Source organism: Companilactobacillus halodurans (assembly GCF_009600995.1).
In the GTDB taxonomy this organism is placed as follows: domain Bacteria; phylum Bacillota; class Bacilli; order Lactobacillales; family Lactobacillaceae; genus Companilactobacillus; species Companilactobacillus halodurans.
In genome coordinates this window covers 56,322-78,358 of the sequence record NZ_VDFO01000004.1, presented here as the reverse complement: position 1 = coordinate 78,358, position 22,037 = coordinate 56,322, and the positions used below count along the sequence as shown (strand labels likewise).

The window sequence follows — 22,037 nt, the reverse complement described above, 5'->3', positions numbered from 1 at the left end:
AGGGCATCATTCAAATTCCTTTCATTGTGAAGCTGTAGAGGGTCGAACATCTAAAGGGCATGAATGGTGTCCTTTTTTGGTGTTCTTAAATGGTTATTACTAATAAATGGTATACAAAAATAAAGTTGATGGCAAAATACCTATCAACTTTATTTATCGTACAGCCGATTTTTACCGTACCCTTTATTAGTGAAGAACTCTTCCAAAAATATGGCGTACCTGATCGACAAATTCTTCAAGGCCAAGATTTAGGTAAGTTGCTTTACTCAAGTTTGATTAACGATACGCATCGTTTGGTTGAAAATAATGCTTATAATATTGGTTTAATTTTGTTAATCGCAATGGTTTTAGGAATCATTGTTTTCAAGAAATTCAGTGGCGTTCTAAAAGCTACTTATCTGTTATTCATCGGAACTTTCTTATTATCGACCAGTCTGTTTCCATGGAAGATTTTTCAAAACACTTCCATTGAGGTCATTCAATTTCCTTATCGACTATTGATGTTTACGACTTTATTCGGTTCAGTCGTTATGACTTATATTTTAGCAATTATTTTAAAAGCAGGTCTTGAAAAATATTTCATAGCAATTTTAGGAGTTGTGACGGTGATTACTGGCGGTCTGTGGTTGACGACGATTGATTTAACAGCGAAAACTTCGCTAGTTTCTTCGGCTAAATTAGTCATTGACCAAAAACGGATTAATGAAGGTAATATTCCGGATACTTATTTAGCTCAGTACGTTCCAGTAACTGGACAAAAAGAACTCGATTCCGTAGTTCAGCACCAAGTCTTTTTAAATGGCAAAGTTTCCAATCAAGCACCTTTGCCAGTCGATAAAGGAAGCAATTTTACTTTTACCGATATTAAGAAAGGCGATAAATTAGATTTGCCATTTGTGAGATATAAGTACACCAAAGCGAGTCTTAACGGCAAGTCAGTTCCCATTACTTTGAGTAAACGGGGATCAGTCATGATTAAGGCACCTAAAGATTATGATCGATTAACGATTCATTTAACTTATGGCAATCGCAAGTTATTTGGCTTTGCCATGATTGTTACGATTATTTCTTGGTTCATAATTTTATTTGGTACACCAGTGGAAAAGTATTTTTATTCATTACGAAGTAGATTTGGTTAATTAATTTTTGGGGGAAATTTTTTGAGAAAAAAAAGAGTAATTTATATTGATGTCATTCGGGTAGTGGCAATGATGCTGGTTGTCTTAGCCCATTCTTGTGCTTCACGACTTTCCATTCGCGATGGGGCGTTTAGTTGGGACGTGGCTAACGGTTTGGTAATTATCACTGAAATTGCAGTTCCATTGTTCTTTATGATTAGTGGAGCAACGATTTTAAATAGCAAGAAAACGCGCAATGTGGGGTATCTTTTCAAACATCGACTAGTTCGGGTCGTAATACCATTTTTGATTTGGTCAGTTCTAAGTGCCTTTTTCATTCGAGTGATTCAAAGAACTTTTGAGATGCATGATTTCTTGAAGAGTGTGGCCTTGATTTATCACCAACCAGTTTTGATGGCCTATTGGTTCATTTATCCATTACTGGGACTTTATCTATTATCGCCATTACTAAAAGCTCTAGTCGACAATATTGACGATAAGTTGATGAATTATCTTTTGATTTTGTGGATTGTGACTAGCATCTTCTTACCAAACGTAGTCACATCCGTACCGCAACAGTGGTCAGCTTATTTCCAAGGCTATAGCATGCTGTTCATCACTTCATCGTCAAGTTTAGGATATTTCATCTTGGGCTATAAATTAACGCAGGCTAGACACCGGCAACTCAACCGCACCAAGGTTGCTTTAATAATTGTTCTATTGTTAGCAATAAATATAATTTTAGGATTCTTGACTGATGGCAATCACTTACGTTATTTGAATATTATTTCTAATTTGATTATTCCGATGATTGCAGCATTATGTTTTACTTGGTTGAAGTCCTTTGAGACTCATTATCCAACTTGGCTTTCTAAGACGATTGAATTCGTCGCACCATTGACGTATGGGGTTTACTTAGTTCATGGTCTAACGATTGCGGTAGTTGAAGGATTATTTGGCTTTCATTACTTTATTCCTAATTTCATCTTATCGACCGTGATTTCTCTAATTATCATCTTCATCTTAAGCAAGATTCCATTGATTAAAAAAATCATGTTGTAGGGTAGTTAATTTGTTTATGTAGAAAGGATATCGAATTGATAAATCAGTTTGATATTAAGGTGATTTGTTATTAAGCAAGGATTAAGCAGTTTTTATGGGTTCGTCAAAAAACATATCTTATCGATTGGGATTTTAATAATCGTCTTTGCCATTGTTTTAGTCTTGAATTTAAAAACGCTTTACACAGCCGATGACTATGTCTACCGTTTTGTCTACCATAATGCTGGCGTAAGACCGCATATGGAAAGAATCACGACTTGGACGATTCCCTTTTCGATGTGGAACCATTATTTAAATTGGAATGGTCGTTTCGTCGCCCATTCTATCGTGCAATTTTTCATGCAATTCAATTCCAAAATGGTTTTTGATATTTGTAATAGTTTGATTTACGTTTTATTGATTGTCTTTATCGATCGATTTGCAACTAAACTGTCGCATCAAAAACACAATGCTTTTGTTTTACCGTTGATTTTCTTCTTCACTTGGTTTTACATCCCATTTTTCGGACAATCAGTCCTTTGGGTCTCAGGTTCGGGTAATTATTTGTGGATGAGTATTATTTATCTAGGCTATATTCTCTATAATCTCAGAAATCCAAAATTGAGCTTCTTAACAGCAATTTTTGCGGCTATTTTAGGATTTTTGGCTGGGGCCAGCAACGAGAATTCTGGACCAGCAGCGGTCTTGATTGTCTTGTTATTTATGGTCAAGCGCTTGATTACTGATCACAAAGTCAGCTGGAATTCGATTATCGGAGTTATTTTTAGTGGGATAGGCTTCGTAACGATGATGATGTCGCCTGGTACGCAAAAAAGAGGCGCAGTTCATCGGACGCTCCAAACGATTTTGACCAACACCAAGGGGATTTTTAAATTAACTGAACAAAAGATGGTGCCACTGTATGTCTTGTTAGTCGTTTTATTGATTGTGGCAATTATTCTTAAACGAATCAATTGGAATACTTTTTGGGCAGTCGCTTTCTTTACCGTTGGTCATTTCGCCGCCATTTACGCGATGGCTCTGTCGCCAGAATATCCAGAACGGACCTTCTTTGGGGGCATTATGTTCTTAGGGATTGCTTTATTTATTCTTGTTTATGCAATTTTTGGCGGTATGAGGGTACTGCCATTAATCGCGTCAGTTGCTGCAGCAGCTTGCTTTGCTGTCAGTTTCATGCCCGCTTATCACGATATCAGCATCAGCTATTATCAAGTTGAGCAACAATATAAGGGGATTGAAGCAGCACGCAAAAAGAATCCTAAAAACGCCAATGTAGCAATTTTGACGCCGCAAAAGAGCAAGTATAATGCTTATAACGGAACCGTTGGGATTGCTGAAGATCCAAATTCGTGGATGAATCTTTGGGAATCGAAATTCTTCGGCGTCAATCAAATTAGTGGGTATTTTCAAAAATAGCGTAATTTGCTAATAGTGAGGGGATTTTATTATTAATAAAATATCTAGCAAGAGAAGCGTTTTTCGTAAAGAGAATTATTGGTATTGGGGGATTTTATTAGTCGTCTTTGCGGTCGTTTTCATGTTGAACTTGAAGACGCTTTATACGGCAGATGATTACATCTATCGGTTCGTCTACCACACGCCAAGCGTTCAACCGCACATGCAAAAAATCACGACAGCTTTGATTCCCTATTCAATGTGGAATCACTACTTGAATTGGAATGGTCGTTTTGTAGCGCACACCGTCGTGCAATTTTTCATGCAGTTCAATTCCAAGATACCGTTCGATATTTTTAACAGTTTGATTTTTGTCTTTTTAATGATGTTGATTAATAAACTCAGCATCAAGCTTTCCGGTAAGAAGAATAAACTCTTCATCGTGCCCTTTATCTTCTTGTTCTTGTGGTTCTTCTTGCCATCATTTGGTCAGTCAGTCCTTTGGGTCTCTGGAGCTGGCAACTATTTGTGGATGAGTATCATCTATCTGGGCTTCATCTGGTTCAACTTGCAAAATAAACCAACCACTTGGGTCCAAGTATTAATTGCCATCGTCCTTGGATTTTTGACGGGGGCAAGTAATGAAAACTCTGGGCCAGCGGCAATTTTAATCGTGCTCTTATTTATGTGGAAGCATTATTTGAATGAGCGTCAAGTTAATTGGAACAGTGTTATCAGCGTAATCTTTGGAGCTTGTGGTTTTATCGTCATGATGCTGGCACCGGGGAATCGCTTGCGTGGTGCGGTCCATCGTTCGATTGGACAAATGGTTTTAGATTTTGGTCAAATAGTTTATATGTCGTTACAAGAATTTTATGTGATTTATGTTTTGATGCTGATTTTATTGGTGGTAGTTTTGTACTATAAGAAAATCAGTTCTGATGCTTTAATCAGTGCCATTATTTTTACGATTGGACATTTTGCTTCAATTTTGGTTTTAGTCTTGTCGCCCGAACATCCCCAAAGAACTTTCTTTGGTGGAGCTGTCTTTCTCGGGATTGCCTTTTTCATTTTGATTTATGCACTCTTTAATGAAGCAAAAATCAGTTTGTCTGTTTTGACAGTGCCAATGCTGATTTTGTTCTTGTTCAGCTTCTTCAATGCTTATCAAGACATCGACAAGAGTTATCAACAAATTGCCGGTCAATATGAGACGATTGAAAAGTCGCATTCTAAACCAAAAGCTAAGCAAAACCCTAATGTAAAAATCATGACAGTTGCCAAGAGCAGTTACAATGCTTATTCAGGTACGGTGGGATTGACTAAATATCCTAATGCTTGGATGAATATTTGGGAATCGAAGTTTTTTGATGTTAACAGTATCAGTGGTCACAATTAAATAGGGGTGAGAGTAGGACAAAAGCGTTGTCCCATTCTCCTCCTTTTTTTGACCAATTAAGGTATAATAAAATTAGTATTAACTACAAAGGTGGTATTACAATGCTTGAAAATGTGCATGGTATTGTTCGGGTTAACCAAGACAGTCGATATGTCGTCTTCTTGTTTGACACTTATGAAGTAAATCGCAAAATGTTACAAGATAAATATGTTAAAGGTGAATCAGCTTGGTACACTGATGCTAAAGGTACTGGCGATGACGGTAAAGCCTTTTATCGTATTGCTGAAGATGGCGAATGGATTGAGGCTGAATACGTAACTTACATCGACACCAACGAATAATTGAAAATATTTTTAGATAAATTGTTAAAAAAGATTTAAATTTGCCAATATTTGTTTAAATATTGTTAGATTTCTTAAGATTTTATTGAAGCAACCATTGATTAATTGTAGTCTAACTCTTAGTTATAGTTATAAATTGGAGGGAGACAATTATGAATAAGAAATGGGTTGCCTCTACTGCTTTGGCTAGTTTTCTAGCAGCAGTTGGTGTATCTTCGAATGCTTCTCCAGTAAAAGCTGCAGATTCGACTGATGACAAGAGTCAAGACGACCAAGATCAAGAGTCATCTCAGACAAAAGATCCTAATGTTGCCAGTGTTATGGATCAACAGGGGGCTCCTATCAATGAGGATGCGGCTGATGAAATTGAAGCAAACGAGAATAAATCGGGAACTAATAGTGTTTTACCAGCCAATGCCATTTCAGCACTAACGCAATCAACGACTGCGACAGCAACCAGTGGCGTGACGCAAGCTCAGCAACAGGCTTTCTTGAATAAAATCGGTCCCATCGCTCAGACAGTGGGATCAAAGTATAACGTCTATGCTTCAGTCATGATGGCTCAAGCGATTGTTGAGAGTGCTTGGGGAACATCAACTTTGTCGGCACAATATAACAATTATTTTGGAATCAAAGGTGACTATAATGGTTCTTATGTCAGTATGCCAACTTCTGAGTGGAGTGCTGATAAGGGCTATTACACCATCTATGCTAATTTTAGAAAATATCCTAGTCCTTACGAATCATTTGCGGACAATGGAAGTTTATTGAGAAACGGAATCAGTGGTGCTCCGCAATTTTACAGCGGCACTTGGAAGGAGAATACTTCTTCATACAAAGATGCAACGGCTTGGCTGCAAGGACGTTATGCAACTAGTCCCATTTATGCATCAACTTTGAATAATATAATCGAGACTTATAATTTGACACAATACGATAACGAAGCTAGTACTGGCGGTACCAGCGATAATTCCGTGAGTGGTACGCAAACTGCTATGGACGATACCGCAACAGTCACAAATAAAAATACGGCCACAATTTATATCAACGCTAATCCTAATCAGATTGCTGCAAACCGTGCCTTGGCTTACAACACCCAGTGGCATGTCTCTTCAAAAGTGGTTGCAGCTGATGGAACAGTTTATTATCAAGTGGCTTCAAATGAATATGTTAAAGCAAGCGATGTTCAATTGGATTCGCAAAAATCCAATCCACAAGTAAAAATTTCTGATACAGCAATTGTGGTCAATCAAAGCGGTTCAAAAGTATACAGCGCTGCTAATAAGAAGGCCGCAACTAATCGAGTTTTGCCATATCAATCCTCATGGATTACGACAGCTTATGTAGTCGATGACGACGGCGATACGTTCTATTTTGTAGGAACAGACGCCTATGTTTTAGCAACAGATGTAACTTTGAAGTCGCAACAACAAGACGATGAATATAAAGAAGACCAAATCAGTTCCTATCCAGATATTGTTCACGTCACGGCAACACCAAGTGCTAGAGCCTATGACGATAAGCACAACGCTTTAGCCGTCAGCTTAGCTTCTGGAACCGATTGGAAGATTGACCAAAAGTCAGTCCACAACGACGGTTCAGTATGGTATCGAGTAGCAACTGATCAATGGGTCAATGCTAACGACGTGGAAGTAAAAGGTTCTAATTATGTTACTTCAGTTTCTGGAATGGCTAAGATTAATTACATTCCTGGCTATGGCGTCAATGTCTACAACAGCCCAGCTGCTAATAACAAATTCACCGGAACTCGTTTAGCAGATGGCACAACTTGGCGGGTAACTTCCAAGCAAATCGTCGACGGACAAACTTGGTACAAAGTAAACGCAGGCTGGATCAGTGGCAAGTATTGCATTTTCAACGAAGATTAGAGTAGAAAATAACATTCTTTCTGAATTTTTTAGTGTAATATTTCAGACTGAATAGTGGTTTTATTAAATTAAATAACAAAAGCATCTATTTAAGATATATAGTCGATAAACTATTATCTAAATAGATGTTTTTTTACTTTGAGATTTTAAGATTGATTGAAATAAATAAATAAAAACGTTATCCAGTCGGGAGTGGCAGCTTTGTGGATGCTCAGTACTGAAATTTCACTTAGCGATTTTATCGCTTAGTGAAAGACCAATCTTTAAGACAATTCCCGAACCTGGAATTGGCTTAAAGTTGCGTCCAGTACGTTCCAGCATCCACAAAGCAGAACGGACGACGGACATCCTGCACTAACCTAAATTATCCAAACTATTTTTATTTGTTTAAAAATCTTATATTTTCTGTAAACATTGTAAAAAGTACGTAAATTCTGCATTTTAAGGTATCTCAAAAATTGCTTTTTGTGTATATTCAAATCGTACTAAAAAGGTACAAAAATAATGCTTAGGAGCAATTTTATGAAATCTTTATTTCAGTTCAGGAATATTGATATTTTTGAAAGAGACTTATTAAGCACTGAATTTATACCAGAAATGATGAGGGAGAAAGTCTTTGAAGTTGATAATCAAATCATTGCACTGTTTAATATCAGTCGCTTCAATTATCGCTTTGGAAAATCCATTGTCGTTCATCAAACTAAAGGAGTGTTCTTTGATCACCGGACAACTAAAGAAATAATGAATGATTTCAAACGAGTCAACGGTATCGGCTTTACTTTTTCTAAAATAATCGCCGATTTCTTAGAACTCAAGCATCACTTGCCTTACGTCCATGCTTACGCTTCATATATGCCAATGACTGGAGGCAGTCGCAAGTGTACTGACTGGGTCGGATTGCATTGGATTCAGTCGTATCATCAAGATAAAAAAGAAGCTCATATGATTACTGTTAATGGCGATAAACTTATCTTTAATTTCCCTCATGGCGATTTGGAACAACGTATTCATAATGTCTGCGTTGCAAGCGAAAAATCGATTGCCATGATTTCAAGCGTGGCTAAGGCTGGCTTAGCTGAGATAAAACCTCCGCCGATAACGGGGTTAGTTCGAAAATTTGAGAATTGCCAATGCAAGTTGCATAAAAAGCTGGCTCGTAAGTTATACGATGCTGGTTTTACTTTTGATTTAGTGACCAAGTTCTTGTTGAACAAAATCGGCATTGAGTCGGCGTATCCACAAACCGTGATGTTATTTTATCGCCAAAATTTAGATAGACTAAAAAAACTTTACTGAAATAATTCCGAAAAGCGTCTGCAAAGGCGTTTTTTATTTTGCACCAAAATAAGAATCCCTTTAAATTAGGATTCTTTGTTCATTTTGGCAACTAATGTTACAGAGCTGAATCAGTTATATTAATTCCACCACAAGCGCTTGTGAGTAAATTAGGAGAACTCACAATATGAATTTGGAATTAGGTTTTGAAGAAGCATTAAAAAATCAACGATTGATTCACGGTGTTTTAAAACGGGTCCACATTTATCCCACTAGAGTCGACTACGAAGACTACTTTCAAGAGGGTTTGATTTTGTACGCCCAAACTTACGTCGATTACTGTCAAAAAAATAACGACTTAACTAAATTCAATGTCTACGTCTATCAAAAACTGACCTGGCGGATGCTCGATTGGTTGCGACAAGAAAAACGCTATACAGAATTTCATTCTTTAGAAGAATACGATTTTCAACAGGTGCCAGAAAAAGCTTTAACGTCCGTTTTGGAATTTGTGAATTATCGCGATTTGAGCGTTTTAGAAAGAATTATATTGCAAGAATATTTCATTAATGGACTGCCATTAGTAATATTATCAAAACAATATAAAAAAACTACAAGGGCTCTTAGGTACTGTCGTGACAGACTTTTGAAGAAATTACGAGTTATGTACGAAGTTTAAATTTTACCATCTGGTTACAGGTTTATTACTTTAGTCAAATTTGTGAATAAAGTTGTTATAATTTATACGTTAAGGAAATTAACGGCGGGAAGGAATATATATTATGGTATCGAAGAAGAAATTTATGACTAGTGTTGCTACTTCATTAGCAATCGCTAGTATCGGTTTAACGACTGTTGGACAAGTGGCTCCAGCAATTGGACCGCACGTTCAGGTGGCTCAAGCTGCTACTTCAGCAATCAACAACTATATAACTAACAACAATATCAAACCAGTTTCAATTACTAACCAAGAAGGAACTTTCAACATTTGGCAAGGTTATGAAAATGGTGTCGGTAAGCCAGAAGGGGTCGTCATTCACGAAACAGCTACGCCAGGGGCCACAGCTCAAAATGAAGCAACTTACTTCAACCGTGAATGGTCAAACATGTACTCATACGTTCACGCTTTTGTTGACGCTAATGAAATTTTGAATATCAAGAACACTGACTATGCAGTTTGGGGTGCTGGTCCTACAGCCAATGCTAAATTTGTTCAAGTCGAATTGTGCGAAGTTTCAACAACTGACGCATTCGCTAGATCAGTTGCTAACCAAGCTTATTACACAGCTTCAAAATTAGTTCAATATAACTTGCCATTTACACCAGGTGTAACAGTTATGTCCCACAATGATGTCTCAAGAAAATGGGGCGAAACGACTCACACTGATCCCGTTGGCTACTTCGCTAAATGGGGTTACAGCATGGATCAATTCTATGACCTTGTAAGCAAGTATTATAACCAACTAAAGGGAACTACAAATAGTGGTAGTGAAAACAACAACAACACTGCTAACGAAGGCAGTTCAGATATTGCAAATACAAATGTTATCAAAGTAAGCAATTCTAAAGGTAGTTATGTTCCTTTAGTAGCTTTCCAAAATGATGGCAGCACAAAGAACATTACAAACCGTGCTTTAGCTAACAACTCACCTTGGTATACTGACCAATTCAAGGTTTCAAACGATGGCGTTACATACCGTCGTGTTGCTACTAACGAATGGGTCGATAACAACTACGTAGTTGGATAAATAATTTTTATAAAGTATTATTAAAGACTCGCTGAAAAGCGGGCCTTTTTTTGCTATCATTATTCAATAATAGGAAGGTTTTGAGTTGTATAATTGACGTTGAAAAGGGGCAATGTTAGCTGATATGGTAAAAAAATTCTATGTAATTTTAAGCATGTTATGTCTTTTCGCCGTGGTATTAGTTGGTTGCAAGCAAAAAGAAACTTCCAAAATCGTCAGTTCTAATAAAACCTGGTATTTATATCAGGATCAGGGTGAAAACGATACAGTTTCAATCAGTTCGTAAAAGATCAACGAGCCAAAGTTAAAGATATCACGACCATTGACGGCAAAGTGGGAATCAGCCGCTTCAATAGCCACTTTAACGACCCTAAATATGTTTTGAATCGCGACGGCAAGACTATCACCATTCAAACAGCTAAACAGGATTTAGTCCTGAAAATCATTAAGAAATACCATGAGAATGTTTATGGCAAACATATGAAGGGGTATTATGTTGAATTTGGCAACGACACATATAAATTTGCGTATCTGACTAAGCGAGATAAGAAGAGCAATCTCTCCAAGTCGCAAAAGAAGAAATCGCAGTCGATTGCTTATAGCCAAATGCCCGACCATATAATCGATACACAAAATTCAGCTAAGCCGATAACTGATGATTCATTGATTGGCAACTTTGATTTTTCAACGATTATTGATTATCGCAGGACTGATGGGAATTTAGCTATCAATCAAGATGGGACTTATCAGATGACCTTGACGCAACATTCAGCCCAAAAGCTGTCTGATAAAACTGATAGTAAGGTCGTCATGACTACCTTAGTTGAATCGGGCCAAGTTCAAAGTTTATACGGCAAGATGTATCTGACTCCGCAAAATCTCTTGACCATCGACTACTATTACCATGGGCAAAACCAAGACCGACTTTTGCCAAAGAGCGTCAACTTGAAGGTCAATTCTAAAGCGACTGGCAATCAAATCAGTCAAGCTAAATTAAGGATTGAAGAGGATTCTAACCAATTATATTTGTATTCGAGCGACTACACTGTTCGGGTTCAAGATGGGCAAAAGAATACTAAGGCTAACTTGTTGACCAAGTCTAATAATACGCAAACGGACTTAAAAGATGCGATTAAGCAGACGAAAGCTTATTATGATAGTTACAAGGGCAATCCGATATCTTCAAATGCTGATTTGATGCAATTAGTGGGGGCTATTTCAGATAATCATCATCAGAAGGTCGCAAATATTGGCGTCAATTTTGGGGAATTGTACGGGACCAATATTCAACCATCCGATTACCAAGGAGTTAGCGTTAGTGGCAGTAAGCAGCCATTGATGCAATATCTCTTCTTAGTTTCTCCTTCGGCTTATTCGGAAAATGGCCCTACGGTTAAAACAACTAAAGGAAAATTTTTAATATACGGTTCACTAGACAATAAATTGTTCTTATTAAAGCAGCCGGATAAAGATTCGACAACTGTGACTTGGACACTGGTGAAAAACTTTTCACTGACGGTGCCTAAATTGAAATTCAGCTTGAATTAAGCTTTGGAGGGGAATATGAATTTTTTATTGATGATCGTAGTTACGGTAGTTGAAGCGATAATTATCTATAAAATCAGATTTGTATATAGTCGCAAACCGATTTTAGCAATCATTTTATCGAGTTCGACTATTTTTATCTTCTACTTCATGGCTAAAATGACAATCAATAAGTACGTTCGAGCTTATACGTTTGCTTTTGCGACGATTAACTTGATATTTTTGATTATCATGTTGGTTTATATGTGGCAGATGAATCGTGACTTTAAGAGGTTAAAAGCAGTTAAAGAAACTGACTTTTTATTAGTTTTAGGCAACCGCTGTTTAGGCAGAAGGATTCAGCCAATCTTGATGGGGAGGCTTGATAAAGCCATCGAACTCTATAGTGATTTCCAAAAAAAGCCCTTGATAATTGTCAGCGGCGGCAAGAGTTCGACTAGCGATTACACTGAAGCGCAATTGATGCAAGAGTATCTGATTGAAAATGGGATTCCTGAGGATAAAATTGTTTTGGAAGACCAATCTGTCAACACGATTCAAAATTTGGAATATTCTTCAATAAGAATTCGTCAAAATTTGTCAAAAGATACGCGACCAAGGGTTATTATAGTAACAAGCGATTATCATATTCCACGTACTAAATTGCATATCAAAAAACTTGGCATCAAGGTTCAATTTGCGGCCAAAAAAACAGTCAGCATGTTGAAGTGGCCTGCTATGTTTCGCGAGTTCACGGCAATTATTTGGTACAATCGCTACACTTTAGCGACGGTTTTTGGAATGGATATATTATTTTCGTTAAGTATGTGTATGTAAGGAGATTTTATGAGTTTGTATGATAGATTCGTCAACAACAAACGTCTAAGAAGATTCATCCTACTAGTTATCGTCATCGCTTTGTTTTATATCTTTAGAAGCATGATGAGCATGTTCTTATTGACGTTTACTTTTACCTTTTTATCAGTTCAGTTAGTGCGAGCTGTGCAAAAGAAGTTTCCCAAAATTAAGTCTGTTTGGGTGATAGCACCAGTTTATTTGATAATCATCGCCTTATTGGTCTTTGTGATTGCTAATTATGTGCCACAACTGATCAATCAAACAGCCAAGATGTTTAGCTCCTTGCAAAAGTTTTATGAGAGTAAGGAAGTTCGTTCCAATCCGTATTTTGATATCATTTATGATTATTTGCAACAGATCAATTTAGATAATCAAATCAAGGTTGCTATCACGCAAGTGGTTAACTACATTAGTAGCGTTGGTGCAATTGGTTTTAATATCGTTATCTCATTTCTATTGAGTTTCTTCTATACCAGTCAAATCGATCAGATGAATGCCTTTGGTCGTCAATTTTTAGACAGCAAGTACAGTTGGGTCTTTTCTGATTTGTATTATTGCGGCAAGAAGTTCGTTAATACTTTCGGAGTCGTTTTAGAAGCTCAACTGATGATTGCGGTCGTTAATACGGCTTTAACAACGATTACTTTAGTCTTTATGAAAATGCCAGGCGTGATTGCTTTAGCTGCCATGGTCTTCATTTTGTCTTTGATACCGGTAGCAGGGGTAATTATTTCGCTAGTTCCTTTGAGTTTTATCGCTTATTCAGTCGGTGGCATCCGTTATGTTATCTATATCGTCATCATGATTATTGTGATTCATTTGATTGAGACTTATTTCTTGAATCCACAATTCATGTCCAGCATGACGCATTTGCCAATCTTCTTTACCTTCGTTGTGTTGATTGTGTCAGAGGAACTCCTGGGTACTTGGGGTCTAGTTATTGGGATTCCTATCTTTGTTTTCTTCCTCGAAATTTTAGGCGTTCACTCAATTGGCAAGCCGAAAAAGCACAGATTAAAGTTAAAGAAAACGTTATAATTGAGTCTGAATACCTTTTGTCATATATAATGAAGTTAAATGCAGTCAACTGACGTAGATGGGAGATTAAAATATGTCATTTTTCGATAGAAAAAAGAAAGATAACGATGATAATTATTCTGATCTAAGCAATTCTTCATATCAAAATCCGCAACCGGATCAAAATAATTTTGATCAAGCTCAAAATCAATATAACGATGCGTCTTCGGGGATGGGAACTCAATTTGCTCCTAATGATGACTTTAATAACGACGCTAATAATGATAATAACGACGGGTATTACTTTGGCCAAAATCAACCACAACAAACGCCAATGAATGAAAGCGGACAGTGGCAATACACTGAACAAGATTTGCAAAACGCTCTGGATCAAAGCGCCGATTTGAAATCACGCTTACGGAGCCAATTGTTAGCTGACCGCTCTTATTGCAACCACGTTTTGCGTAACGTAAGCAGCGACCAAGTTGATGAACGAAAGCAAGCAACAGACCGCATCAAAGAAGTCAACGCTTCTTTGAAAGATTGGTTTGGAACTGACGAAATGGCTAATGAGATTTATATGGATAACAGCCGCGTTTATTATATTTTCGCCGATGACCTGCCAAGTGAACCCGATCACGAAAAGAGCGCTATGTGGCAACAATTGAGCATGACTCTGGCTGAAAAAGGCTTAGTCGGTAACGCCATATCGGTCACTTATAACGACCAAATCGACCAAACTTGGATGGATTACCAAAATGCTGGTTTAGTTGATGGCAATGCCTTCTTGTTGAACATGTACAATGAATTGCAAGGACGTAACTTGAATACGCCTGTCACGCCAGCTGAAATACCTTTTGATGCTGATTATCGAGTTCAACATGTCAGCGATAAAGTAGATAAAATTTTAGATGCCAATGACAAATTAGTCATGGAAGTTTCGAGAAGCTCCAACCATCAATTGCAGATTATTCGTCACTATAAAGATACGAAATTATTGAGTCGCGATATTTTCGATTTCAATGGAGTTATTTCAGCAACTCAGTTTTATGACCATCGAAATGCCAATAAAGTGGTTCGAGAGAACTTCTATCGCCAAGATGGTACACTTGTCTTGATTAAGAGTTACACCTCTGACGAGCCTTATATTCAGCTCTTTAGCGAAGGCAATGTCTTGATGAGCACATTTGATAGCGATGAAGATTTAATCGTTTGGTGGTTAAAGAATCAAGCTCTCAAACAAGGCGATTCAACTGTCTTCGTTTCAATCAATTCTGAATACTACAAGAAATTGTTGAGTTTGCGCGACAGTGGCGTCGAAGTTATTCCAATCGTCATGAAACAAAGCGAAAATGCGCAAGAGGTTTCTGATTTGATTGAAGGCAAAGATAAAATCAGCGCAGTAATGGCAGGGTCTGACCAGGTCAATACTTATTTGAACAAGAATTCAAAAAATACGCTGGATATCACAACCTTAAAAGAAATGGATACACCAATTTATAAAGAATAATGATGGGAGTTTAGGATAAAATAGTTTAGCCTGAACTCTTTTTTTGATAAAAATGAAAAGTATTTTGATTTTCGGAGTTTTCCTGTAAATTAGGGTTTGCTCTCTTTTTTTTATTGACGATATCGTGTAAAATATACACTGTTAAAGAAATGAAAAGAGGATCATATAAATGGCAAAATTAGTTTTCATTCGTCACGGACAAAGTGAATGGAATTTATCAAACCAATTTACTGGTTGGGTTGATGTTGACCTTAGTGAAGAAGGTGTAAAGCAAGCTCAAAATGCTGGTAAACTTCTTAAAGAATCTGGCATCCAATTTGACCAAGCTTACACTTCAGTATTGACACGTGCTATCAAGACATTGCACTATGCTCTTGAAGGCTGTGACCAATTATGGATTCCTGAAATGAAGACATGGAGACTTAACGAACGTCACTATGGCGCACTTCAAGGTCTTAACAAAGCTGAAACAGCTGAAAAATACGGTGATGAACAAGTTCACATCTGGAGACGTTCATACGATACATTACCTCCACTATTGAAAGCTACTGATGAAGGTTCAGCAGCCAAGGATCGTCGTTACGCAAACCTTGACCCAAGAATCATTCCTGGTGGTGAAAACCTTAAAGTTACTTTGGAACGTGTAATTCCTTTCTGGGAAGATGAAATTGCTCCTAAGTTGCTTGATGGCAAGAACGTAATCATCGCTGCCCACGGTAACTCATTACGTGCTTTGACTAAGTACATCGAAAACATTTCAGATGACGATATCATGAATCTTGAAATGGCTACTGGTGAACCAGTTGTTTATGACATGGACGACAAGTTGAACGTTGTAAGCAAGAAGAAGCTTAACTAATTTTTGATTAGTTGATTTTAAAAATACGACTAGACACATTTTTGATGTGGATGGTCGTATTTTTTTTACGTAATTTTTTATGAAGTTAGATTAAATAAAAGTTTATTTAATTTGATAAATGTGCATTGATGTGTATAATCGAATTTGAAAAGAGAATAAGTTCATGCCGATGAAACCTAGGGAATTAATTAGAGTTTTAATGCAAAATGGATTTATAGAAAAATCGCAACGTGGTTCACATTTAAAAATGTATAATCCATTTACGAATGTTACTGTTCTAATTCCGATTCATGCTAGAGAAATGAAAAAGGGAACAGAAAATGCAATTTTAAAGCAAGCTGGTCTCAAATAATTGTCTAAGAGGTATATTATGAAAAATAATAAGAATACTTTAGTTTATCCGGTAATTTTACATCCAGAAGATTCAGGATATAGTGTTGAAATACCTGATATTGATCATGGTACTTGGACTCAAGGTGAAAATATGAAGGATGCTTTGATGATGGCTCAAGATGCTGTTGGTCTTATGTTAGAAGATGAGACTGATTATCCTAAAGCTACTCCTTTAGAAGATATCGTCATTAAAAAAGATGAAATTAAGACGATTGTTTATTTGAACTTGGAAGAATATCGACGTAACAATCCTAAAACAGTTCGTAAAAATGTTACGGTTCCTGAATATTTAGTAGTCTTGGGTAAAAAGAAAAATATTAACTTTTCAGCTGTTTTAACGGAGGCTTTAAAGAACAAATTAGATGAATAAATTCGACTTCACTTTTGGTAGTGAGGTCATTTTTTTGTATAATTATAGGAGTTTACAAAATTGAGGTGTAAGAATGTTACGAGCTTTAAAGAAGACAACTCGCTTTTTCGTCTATGAAGTTATTGTTTTAGGTGTCATTTATGATGCGATGATTGTTTTTCAAGTTATGACGAAAAATATTAGTGGAATGGCTGTCTTGATAGGATTATTGGCACTTTATTTAATTCAATTTTTCTATTTTTATCATCAAAAATAAATCATTTAATCAATTATTCTTGAAGTGTGATGGGGATTGAGCTTATTATTATAAGTATGATTTATTAATGAAAGGTAGTCTTGTATTTTATGAAAGGTAAACACAATATACTGACGTTGTTTGCCACTAGTTTTATGTCTTTCATGCAATTGCTTGATGCGAGTATCGTTAATGTGGCGATTCCCAGTTTGACCAAGGATTTACATGTTCCCATGAACCGTGCTGAATGGATCGTGTCAGTCTATCTAATCATGATTTGTATGTTGCTGCTCTTTTGGGGAAGAATGGCAGACCAGATTGGATACATCAAAATTTTTCAAACAGGAACAATTTTCTTTACTTTGGGTTCATTTATTTGTGCTTTGAGTCCATCGTTATATTTGCTGTTGTTTGGTCGTATCATTCAAGGTATTGGTGCCAGCATGAGTATGGCTACTAATATCGGTATCATCGCAATGATTTTTCCCATGAGTCAACGAGGACGAGCTTATGGAATCAACAGTATCATTGCTCAATTAGGAAATATTTCTGGACCTGGATTGGGGGGCTTGATTTTAGGAGTCTTGTCTTGGCACTGGATTTTTATTATTAATATTCCAATTGGAATTATTGTTTATATTTATGGACGTTTCATGTTTCCTAAGGATAAGAAACGGACTTTGGAAATTGCCTATGATTGGCCTGGCTTAGTAACTTATGCCATAGCGATTGCGACCTTCTTTGTCAGCATCTATATGGGACAAGATATTGGCTTCAGTAACCGCAACGTCATCGTTACATTTGTCGTCAGTCTGATTGTTTGGCTGGTGTTCTTCTACATTGAAGAACATACTGAGAGTCCGTTGATCAATTTGCATATCTTCAAAATTCCAAGATTGACCTTGAGCCTAGTCAGTGCTCTGTTAGTCTTTTCAATCGGATATTACGCCAACGTTATCATGCCGTTTTATCTAACTGATTTCAGGTCATTGAGTACGTCGTTTACTGGTCTAATTATGATGGCAATACCGTTTGCTAACGTGATAGCAGCACCAATTGCGGGATACTTCACTGATAAATATAACGCCGCTACGGTTTCAATCGTTAACTTGTTTGTCTATGCTGTGCCATTGATTTTCCTAGTTTGGTTCTCTGGACATGTCAGCTTAGTTATTTTCACTATTATGTTGTTGTTGCTGGGAATCGGTAATGGAGGATTCCAAAATAATCCAATGATTATGGGATATGCTCCACAAGAATACCAAGGAATTGCCGGCAGTTTGGCAGCCTTATTTAGAAATTTAGGAATGGGTATTGGGGTCAGTTTGGCCACAACTAGTTTGTACTATGGAATGAGTGTCCAATCACACCACCAAGTAAACTATTACCCTCAAAATCACCCAAGTTGGTTTTTAAGTGGTATGCACTTCGCTTACTTTACAGCACTGGTCTTGTTGATAGTTTCAGTGATTTTAGTTTATATGATTATTAGAATTAATCGAAAAGAAACACGACAAAAAGCTGAACAAAAACGTGCATAAATTGTTGTTAGTCATTTGTACACATGCTATACTTTAGTTGCAAAAAAATGAACATCATCAAAACACCAAAACCCGAAGCAAGTGGGCCTTGCTTCGGGTTTTATAGTGGGCTAGAATTGCCTTTTTATTTTATTTGCGGTGTCTGCGTCGTAGCCAATCTGCGAACCAAGCGGTTATCAAGCCGACCGCAAGTGAACAAAAAAACGAACTCATCTTAACACCCCCAATCAAAGAAATAAATTGGTAAGGCAACGTCAGGAGTATATCATTTTTTGCATGAATCAAGATATCAAAAATAAACGAAATATCCCCATAAATTAACTTAGATAACAGTTAATCTATAGGGATATTTTCTTACTCTTCAATTGCTGGTTCTAACTCAAATAATGAGGCAGTATTTTGAAAGATATGCTTGGCAGTATCAGATTTGTTCATTGTATAAAGATGAATTCCGGGAACGTCATTGGTGACTAGATCAACGATTTGGTCAACAGCATAGGCAATTCCAGCTTCTTTTAGCGAGACTGGTTTGTCTTGATACTTGTCGAGAATATCGGTGAACTTTTTGGGCAAATGAGCGGAACAATTTTTGATTACGTGTAAAGCTTGCTTTCGATTAACGATGGGCATGATACCGGCGAGGATAGGCACGTTGATATTAGCAATTTCACATTCTTCTTGGAACCGATAAAATTGCTCATTGTCATAAAACAATTGTGTGATTAGTTGGTTGCAGCCGGCGTCTACTTTGTCTTTCAAATGCTTGATATCGTCAACTCGATTTTTTGACTCAGGGTGAACTTCAGGATAGCAAGCTCCAGTGACAGTGAAATCAGGCTTTTTACTCTTGATGAATTTGGTCAAGTCACTGGCATATTTAAAGTCAGTTTCAGGACGAAAGCCATCGACGATATCGCCACGTAAGGCTAGAACTTGATGAATGTTCATCTTCTCGAGCCGATTTAAAATTGAACTGACATCTTCTTTAGTCACATAGGCAGCGGGCATGTGGACCATCGTGTGGCAGTGCAATTTATCTTTGACATATTTGGCGAGATCAATGGTCGTTTCTTCGTAATTTAACTTATGGTTGCTGGCGGTGACACTGATAAAACTGGGATTCAAACCTTTTAATTGATCCAAAGTATCAGTCAGATTTTCTACACCAACTTGTGAATTAGGTGGGAAAACTTCAAACGAAAGCGTTGGAGCATGATTATTTTCTACCATGAATCGACAACTCCTCTCGTACTTCTTGAGCGGCTGTAGTGAGATTCTCCAAACTGGCTCTAGTTTCTTTAATGCCACGAGTTTTGAGACCACAATCGGGATTAATCCAAACTTTTTGTTCGGGAACCTTTTCTAAAATTTTATGAATTGTGGTTTTGATTTCATCGACGGAAGGGATTCGTGGCGAGTGGATGTCGTAAACGCCGGGTCCAACTTGGAGTTTGAAGTGTTCTTTTTGCAAAGCATCGAGAATTTCCAAATTGGAACGGGAAGCCTCAAACGAAATCACGTCGGCGTCCATATTTTGAATTGCGGGAATAATATCGGTGAATTCGGAATAGCACATGTGGGTGTGAATTTGCGTCGTTGGTTTAACCTTGCTGTGAACAAGGCGAAAGGCAGGGATAGCCCAATCTAGATATTGTGAATACCAGTCAGTTTTGCGAAGTGGTAGTTTTTCACGTAACGCCGCTTCATCGATTTGGATAATTTTAATACCATTCTTTTCAAGATCGAGTACCTCATCTTGAATGGCAAGGGCAATCTGAATCGTGGATTCCTTCATGGAAATATCCTCACGTGGAAACGACCAGTTCAAAATCGTGACTGGACCTGTCAGCATACCCTTAACGATTTTTTCAGTTTGGCTTTGAGCATAAGTCGACCACTTAACAGTAATAGGGTGATTTCTCGCAACATCTCCCCAGATAATAGGAGGTTTAACGCCACGAGTCCCGTAAGATTGAACCCAGCCGTTCTTGCTGAAAAGATAACCATCGAGATTTTGTCCGAAATATTCGACCATGTCGTTGCGTTCAAATTCACCGTGAACCAGGACATCTAAGCCAATATCTTCTTGCCATTTCAACCATTCATCGATGTGATTGGCGATAAATGTATCATATTAAGTTTGAGAGATTTCATGGTGTCTAAATTGAGCTCGCGTCTTTTTGACTTCCTTAGTTTGAGGAAATGATCCAATCGTCGTAGTTGGTAAAAGTGGCAAATCGAATTCTTGTTTTTGAATAACAGCACGTTCTTCAAGGCTAGGGTGTCTGACAAATGAGTCAGCGGTCAACTTGTCGATTCGTTCATGAACAGCAGGATTAGCTTTAACTCGAGTTTTTTCAAAGAGTTGTTTGTTTTTAATTTCAGCTTCTTGACCATTGCCATTTAAAATAACTTCTAAGTCGTCGAGTTCAGTCAATTTTTCTTTAGCAAAAGCAAAGTGTTGCTTGATTTCTGGGGCAAAGTCTTCATTTTCAACTGAATAAGGGACGTGTAATAGGGAACATGAAGTTGAGATGACTAAATTTTTGACCGGTAGTCGTTTTAATAAGTCGGTCGTTTCTTCATAGTGATTGCGCCAAATATTTTTCCCATTAACGACGCCGGCGAAGAGAACTTTATCATCAGGAAAGCCTGATTCAACCAGTTCTTCAGTTTTACGCCCCTCGTGAAAGTCCAACCCGATTCCGTCAATTGGAAGGGTGGTCAAGTCAGAATAGACATCACGCACATCGCCAAAGTAAGTTTGAATCAAGACTTTTAAACCGGCTTTGTTGGTTAAGAGTTTTTGATAGATATTTTCGAAGAGCTCTTTATTGGCACCGGTTACATCTTTAACAAGCTCAGGTTCGTCAAGTTGAATCCAAGTAGCTCCTTTCTTAGATAGTTTTTCAAAGACTTCTTGATAAGCAGATACCAAATCATCAACGAAATCTTTTGGTTCTACGTCGTGAAATTCACTCAAAGAAAGCAAGGTAAAGGGTCCAATAATAACTGGACGAGTGTTAATGTCGTTGTCTTTAGCTTCTTGATATTCGTCAAAAATTTTAGTGTCGGTTAGTTTTATTTGGGTTTCTTTAGTAAATTGTGGAACTAAATAGTGGTAGTTGGTGTTGAACCATTTTTTCATGGGCAGGGCTTTAATGTCGCCTTCTTCTCCTTGATAGCCTCTTGCTAAGGCGAAGTATCGGTCGAGTGGTGACAGATTAATTTGCTTAACATTTTCGGGGATAATGTCGAAGAGGTAAGCTGCATCTAATGTCGTATCAAAAAAAGAAAAGTCGTTGCTAGGAATGCCATCGATACCAGCATCTTTAATCAATTGCCAGTGTTTTAAACGTAAATCTTTAGCAAAGTCTTTTAATTCTTTTTCAGTGATTTCGTCTCGCCAATATTTTTCAGTCTGATATTTAAGTTCACGATTTTCGCCGATTCTGGGAAAACCAATAATTGAAGTGGTCATATATAAGTCCCCTTTGTGGTAG

At 37.4% G+C, this 22,037-nt stretch carries 21 protein-coding genes and 1 pseudogene; 19 read left to right on the top strand and 3 right to left on the bottom strand.

The window, feature by feature from the left end:
- Positions 1-89: 89 nt before the first annotated feature.
- The 6 genes from FHL05_RS01820 to FHL05_RS01795 all read left to right on the top strand — a co-directional run bounded on the left by FHL05_RS01820 (position 90) and on the right by FHL05_RS01795 (position 7,204).
- Positions 90-1,139, top strand: a complete 1,050-nt coding sequence (locus FHL05_RS01820) for a hypothetical protein (RefSeq protein WP_153521899.1) — start codon at positions 90-92, stop codon at positions 1,137-1,139.
- 21 nt (positions 1,140-1,160) lie between these two features.
- Positions 1,161-2,180, top strand: a complete 1,020-nt coding sequence (locus tag FHL05_RS01815; RefSeq protein WP_153521897.1) for an acyltransferase — start codon at positions 1,161-1,163, stop codon at positions 2,178-2,180.
- A 69-nt stretch (positions 2,181-2,249) separates the two neighbouring features.
- Positions 2,250-3,596, top strand: coding sequence for a DUF3329 domain-containing protein (locus FHL05_RS01810; protein ID WP_337692558.1), 1,347 nt, complete (start codon positions 2,250-2,252; stop codon positions 3,594-3,596).
- A gap of 28 nt (positions 3,597-3,624) precedes the next feature.
- Positions 3,625-4,974 (top strand): DUF3329 domain-containing protein, encoded by a 1,350-nt coding sequence (locus FHL05_RS01805; RefSeq protein ID WP_337692557.1) that lies wholly within the window; start codon positions 3,625-3,627, stop codon positions 4,972-4,974.
- 101 nt (positions 4,975-5,075) lie between these two features.
- Complete coding sequence (locus tag FHL05_RS01800; RefSeq protein WP_153386653.1) at positions 5,076-5,315, top strand: hypothetical protein; 240 nt, start codon at positions 5,076-5,078, stop codon at positions 5,313-5,315.
- A 152-nt stretch (positions 5,316-5,467) separates the two neighbouring features.
- Entirely contained in the window at positions 5,468-7,204 is a 1,737-nt protein-coding gene (locus FHL05_RS01795) for a glycoside hydrolase family 73 protein (RefSeq protein ID WP_153386651.1), read from the top strand.
- A gap of 225 nt (positions 7,205-7,429) precedes the next feature.
- Here FHL05_RS01795 and FHL05_RS12670 read toward each other — a convergent pair whose 3' ends face one another.
- Entirely contained in the window at positions 7,430-7,552 is a 123-nt protein-coding gene (locus FHL05_RS12670; RefSeq protein WP_272950467.1) for a hypothetical protein, read from the bottom strand.
- Between the two features lie 174 nt (positions 7,553-7,726).
- Between FHL05_RS12670 and FHL05_RS01790 the strand changes: the two genes are divergently transcribed.
- The 13 genes from FHL05_RS01790 to FHL05_RS01730 all read left to right on the top strand — a co-directional run bounded on the left by FHL05_RS01790 (position 7,727) and on the right by FHL05_RS01730 (position 18,534).
- The gene (locus FHL05_RS01790) at positions 7,727-8,500 is read left to right on the top strand and encodes a hypothetical protein (RefSeq protein ID WP_153386649.1); all 774 of its coding nucleotides are present in this window, start codon (positions 7,727-7,729) and stop codon (positions 8,498-8,500) included.
- A gap of 166 nt (positions 8,501-8,666) precedes the next feature.
- A complete protein-coding gene (locus FHL05_RS01785; RefSeq protein WP_153386647.1) occupies positions 8,667-9,158 on the top strand; it encodes a sigma-70 RNA polymerase sigma factor region 4 domain-containing protein in 492 nt (163 codons plus the stop codon).
- A gap of 103 nt (positions 9,159-9,261) precedes the next feature.
- Complete coding sequence (locus FHL05_RS01780) at positions 9,262-10,227, top strand: peptidoglycan recognition protein family protein (protein ID WP_153385651.1); 966 nt, start codon at positions 9,262-9,264, stop codon at positions 10,225-10,227.
- A 124-nt stretch (positions 10,228-10,351) separates the two neighbouring features.
- Complete coding sequence (locus FHL05_RS01775) at positions 10,352-10,513, top strand: hypothetical protein (RefSeq protein WP_153385652.1); 162 nt, start codon at positions 10,352-10,354, stop codon at positions 10,511-10,513.
- Positions 10,514-10,560: 47 nt separating this feature from the next.
- Complete coding sequence (locus tag FHL05_RS01770) at positions 10,561-11,775, top strand: hypothetical protein (protein WP_153521895.1); 1,215 nt, start codon at positions 10,561-10,563, stop codon at positions 11,773-11,775.
- A gap of 15 nt (positions 11,776-11,790) precedes the next feature.
- Positions 11,791-12,588, top strand: coding sequence for a YdcF family protein (locus FHL05_RS01765; protein WP_153385654.1), 798 nt, complete (start codon positions 11,791-11,793; stop codon positions 12,586-12,588).
- A gap of 9 nt (positions 12,589-12,597) precedes the next feature.
- Positions 12,598-13,647, top strand: coding sequence for an AI-2E family transporter (locus FHL05_RS01760; protein WP_153385655.1), 1,050 nt, complete (start codon positions 12,598-12,600; stop codon positions 13,645-13,647).
- Between the two features lie 73 nt (positions 13,648-13,720).
- Positions 13,721-15,136 carry a hypothetical protein gene (locus FHL05_RS01755; RefSeq protein ID WP_153521893.1) on the top strand — a complete coding sequence of 472 codons (1,416 nt, stop codon included), beginning with the start codon at positions 13,721-13,723 and terminating at the stop codon, positions 15,134-15,136.
- 169 nt (positions 15,137-15,305) lie between these two features.
- Positions 15,306-15,995, top strand: coding sequence for a 2,3-diphosphoglycerate-dependent phosphoglycerate mutase (locus tag FHL05_RS01750; protein WP_153385657.1), 690 nt, complete (start codon positions 15,306-15,308; stop codon positions 15,993-15,995).
- A gap of 163 nt (positions 15,996-16,158) precedes the next feature.
- Positions 16,159-16,347: a type II toxin-antitoxin system HicA family toxin gene (locus FHL05_RS01745; protein WP_153385658.1), complete on the top strand. Its 189-nt coding sequence runs from the start codon at positions 16,159-16,161 to the stop codon at positions 16,345-16,347.
- An 18-nt stretch (positions 16,348-16,365) separates the two neighbouring features.
- On the top strand, positions 16,366-16,758 hold the full coding sequence (locus tag FHL05_RS01740; protein ID WP_153385659.1) for a type II toxin-antitoxin system HicB family antitoxin: 393 nt from the start codon (positions 16,366-16,368) through the stop codon (positions 16,756-16,758).
- A gap of 73 nt (positions 16,759-16,831) precedes the next feature.
- A complete protein-coding gene (locus tag FHL05_RS01735; protein ID WP_153385660.1) occupies positions 16,832-17,014 on the top strand; it encodes a hypothetical protein in 183 nt (60 codons plus the stop codon).
- Between the two features lie 89 nt (positions 17,015-17,103).
- Complete coding sequence (locus FHL05_RS01730; RefSeq protein ID WP_153385661.1) at positions 17,104-18,534, top strand: MFS transporter; 1,431 nt, start codon at positions 17,104-17,106, stop codon at positions 18,532-18,534.
- Positions 18,535-18,888: 354 nt separating this feature from the next.
- On the opposite strand, the gene metF is transcribed toward FHL05_RS01730, so the two are convergent.
- Together metF and metE are read right to left on the bottom strand one after the other, a co-directional pair.
- Entirely contained in the window at positions 18,889-19,764 is an 876-nt protein-coding gene (metF, locus tag FHL05_RS01725; protein ID WP_153385662.1) for a methylenetetrahydrofolate reductase [NAD(P)H], read from the bottom strand.
- Positions 19,751-22,015, bottom strand: a pseudogene (metE, locus tag FHL05_RS01720) (5-methyltetrahydropteroyltriglutamate--homocysteine S-methyltransferase). The gene metF and the pseudogene metE overlap by 14 nt, the downstream one beginning before the upstream one ends.
- Positions 22,016-22,037 lie beyond the last annotated feature (22 nt).

Coding starts and splice junctions, on each gene's coding strand:
- FHL05_RS01730 (WP_153385661.1), top strand. CDS start 17,104: ATGAAAGGTAAACACAATATACTGACGTTGTTTGCCACTAGTTTTATG.
- FHL05_RS01790 (WP_153386649.1), top strand. CDS start 7,727: ATGAAATCTTTATTTCAGTTCAGGAATATTGATATTTTTGAAAGAGAC.
- FHL05_RS01775 (WP_153385652.1), top strand. CDS start 10,352: ATGGTAAAAAAATTCTATGTAATTTTAAGCATGTTATGTCTTTTCGCC.
- FHL05_RS01800 (WP_153386653.1), top strand. CDS start 5,076: ATGCTTGAAAATGTGCATGGTATTGTTCGGGTTAACCAAGACAGTCGA.
- FHL05_RS01760 (WP_153385655.1), top strand. CDS start 12,598: ATGAGTTTGTATGATAGATTCGTCAACAACAAACGTCTAAGAAGATTC.
- FHL05_RS01735 (WP_153385660.1), top strand. CDS start 16,832: ATGTTACGAGCTTTAAAGAAGACAACTCGCTTTTTCGTCTATGAAGTT.
- FHL05_RS01765 (WP_153385654.1), top strand. CDS start 11,791: ATGAATTTTTTATTGATGATCGTAGTTACGGTAGTTGAAGCGATAATT.
- FHL05_RS01740 (WP_153385659.1), top strand. CDS start 16,366: ATGAAAAATAATAAGAATACTTTAGTTTATCCGGTAATTTTACATCCA.
- FHL05_RS01820 (WP_153521899.1), top strand. CDS start 90: ATGGTTATTACTAATAAATGGTATACAAAAATAAAGTTGATGGCAAAA.
- FHL05_RS01750 (WP_153385657.1), top strand. CDS start 15,306: ATGGCAAAATTAGTTTTCATTCGTCACGGACAAAGTGAATGGAATTTA.
- FHL05_RS01780 (WP_153385651.1), top strand. CDS start 9,262: ATGGTATCGAAGAAGAAATTTATGACTAGTGTTGCTACTTCATTAGCA.
- FHL05_RS01755 (WP_153521893.1), top strand. CDS start 13,721: ATGTCATTTTTCGATAGAAAAAAGAAAGATAACGATGATAATTATTCT.
- FHL05_RS01785 (WP_153386647.1), top strand. CDS start 8,667: ATGAATTTGGAATTAGGTTTTGAAGAAGCATTAAAAAATCAACGATTG.
- FHL05_RS12670 (WP_272950467.1), bottom strand. CDS start 7,552: ATGTCCGTCGTCCGTTCTGCTTTGTGGATGCTGGAACGTACTGGACGC.
- FHL05_RS01745 (WP_153385658.1), top strand. CDS start 16,159: ATGCCGATGAAACCTAGGGAATTAATTAGAGTTTTAATGCAAAATGGA.
- FHL05_RS01795 (WP_153386651.1), top strand. CDS start 5,468: ATGAATAAGAAATGGGTTGCCTCTACTGCTTTGGCTAGTTTTCTAGCA.
- metF (WP_153385662.1), bottom strand. CDS start 19,764: ATGGTAGAAAATAATCATGCTCCAACGCTTTCGTTTGAAGTTTTCCCA.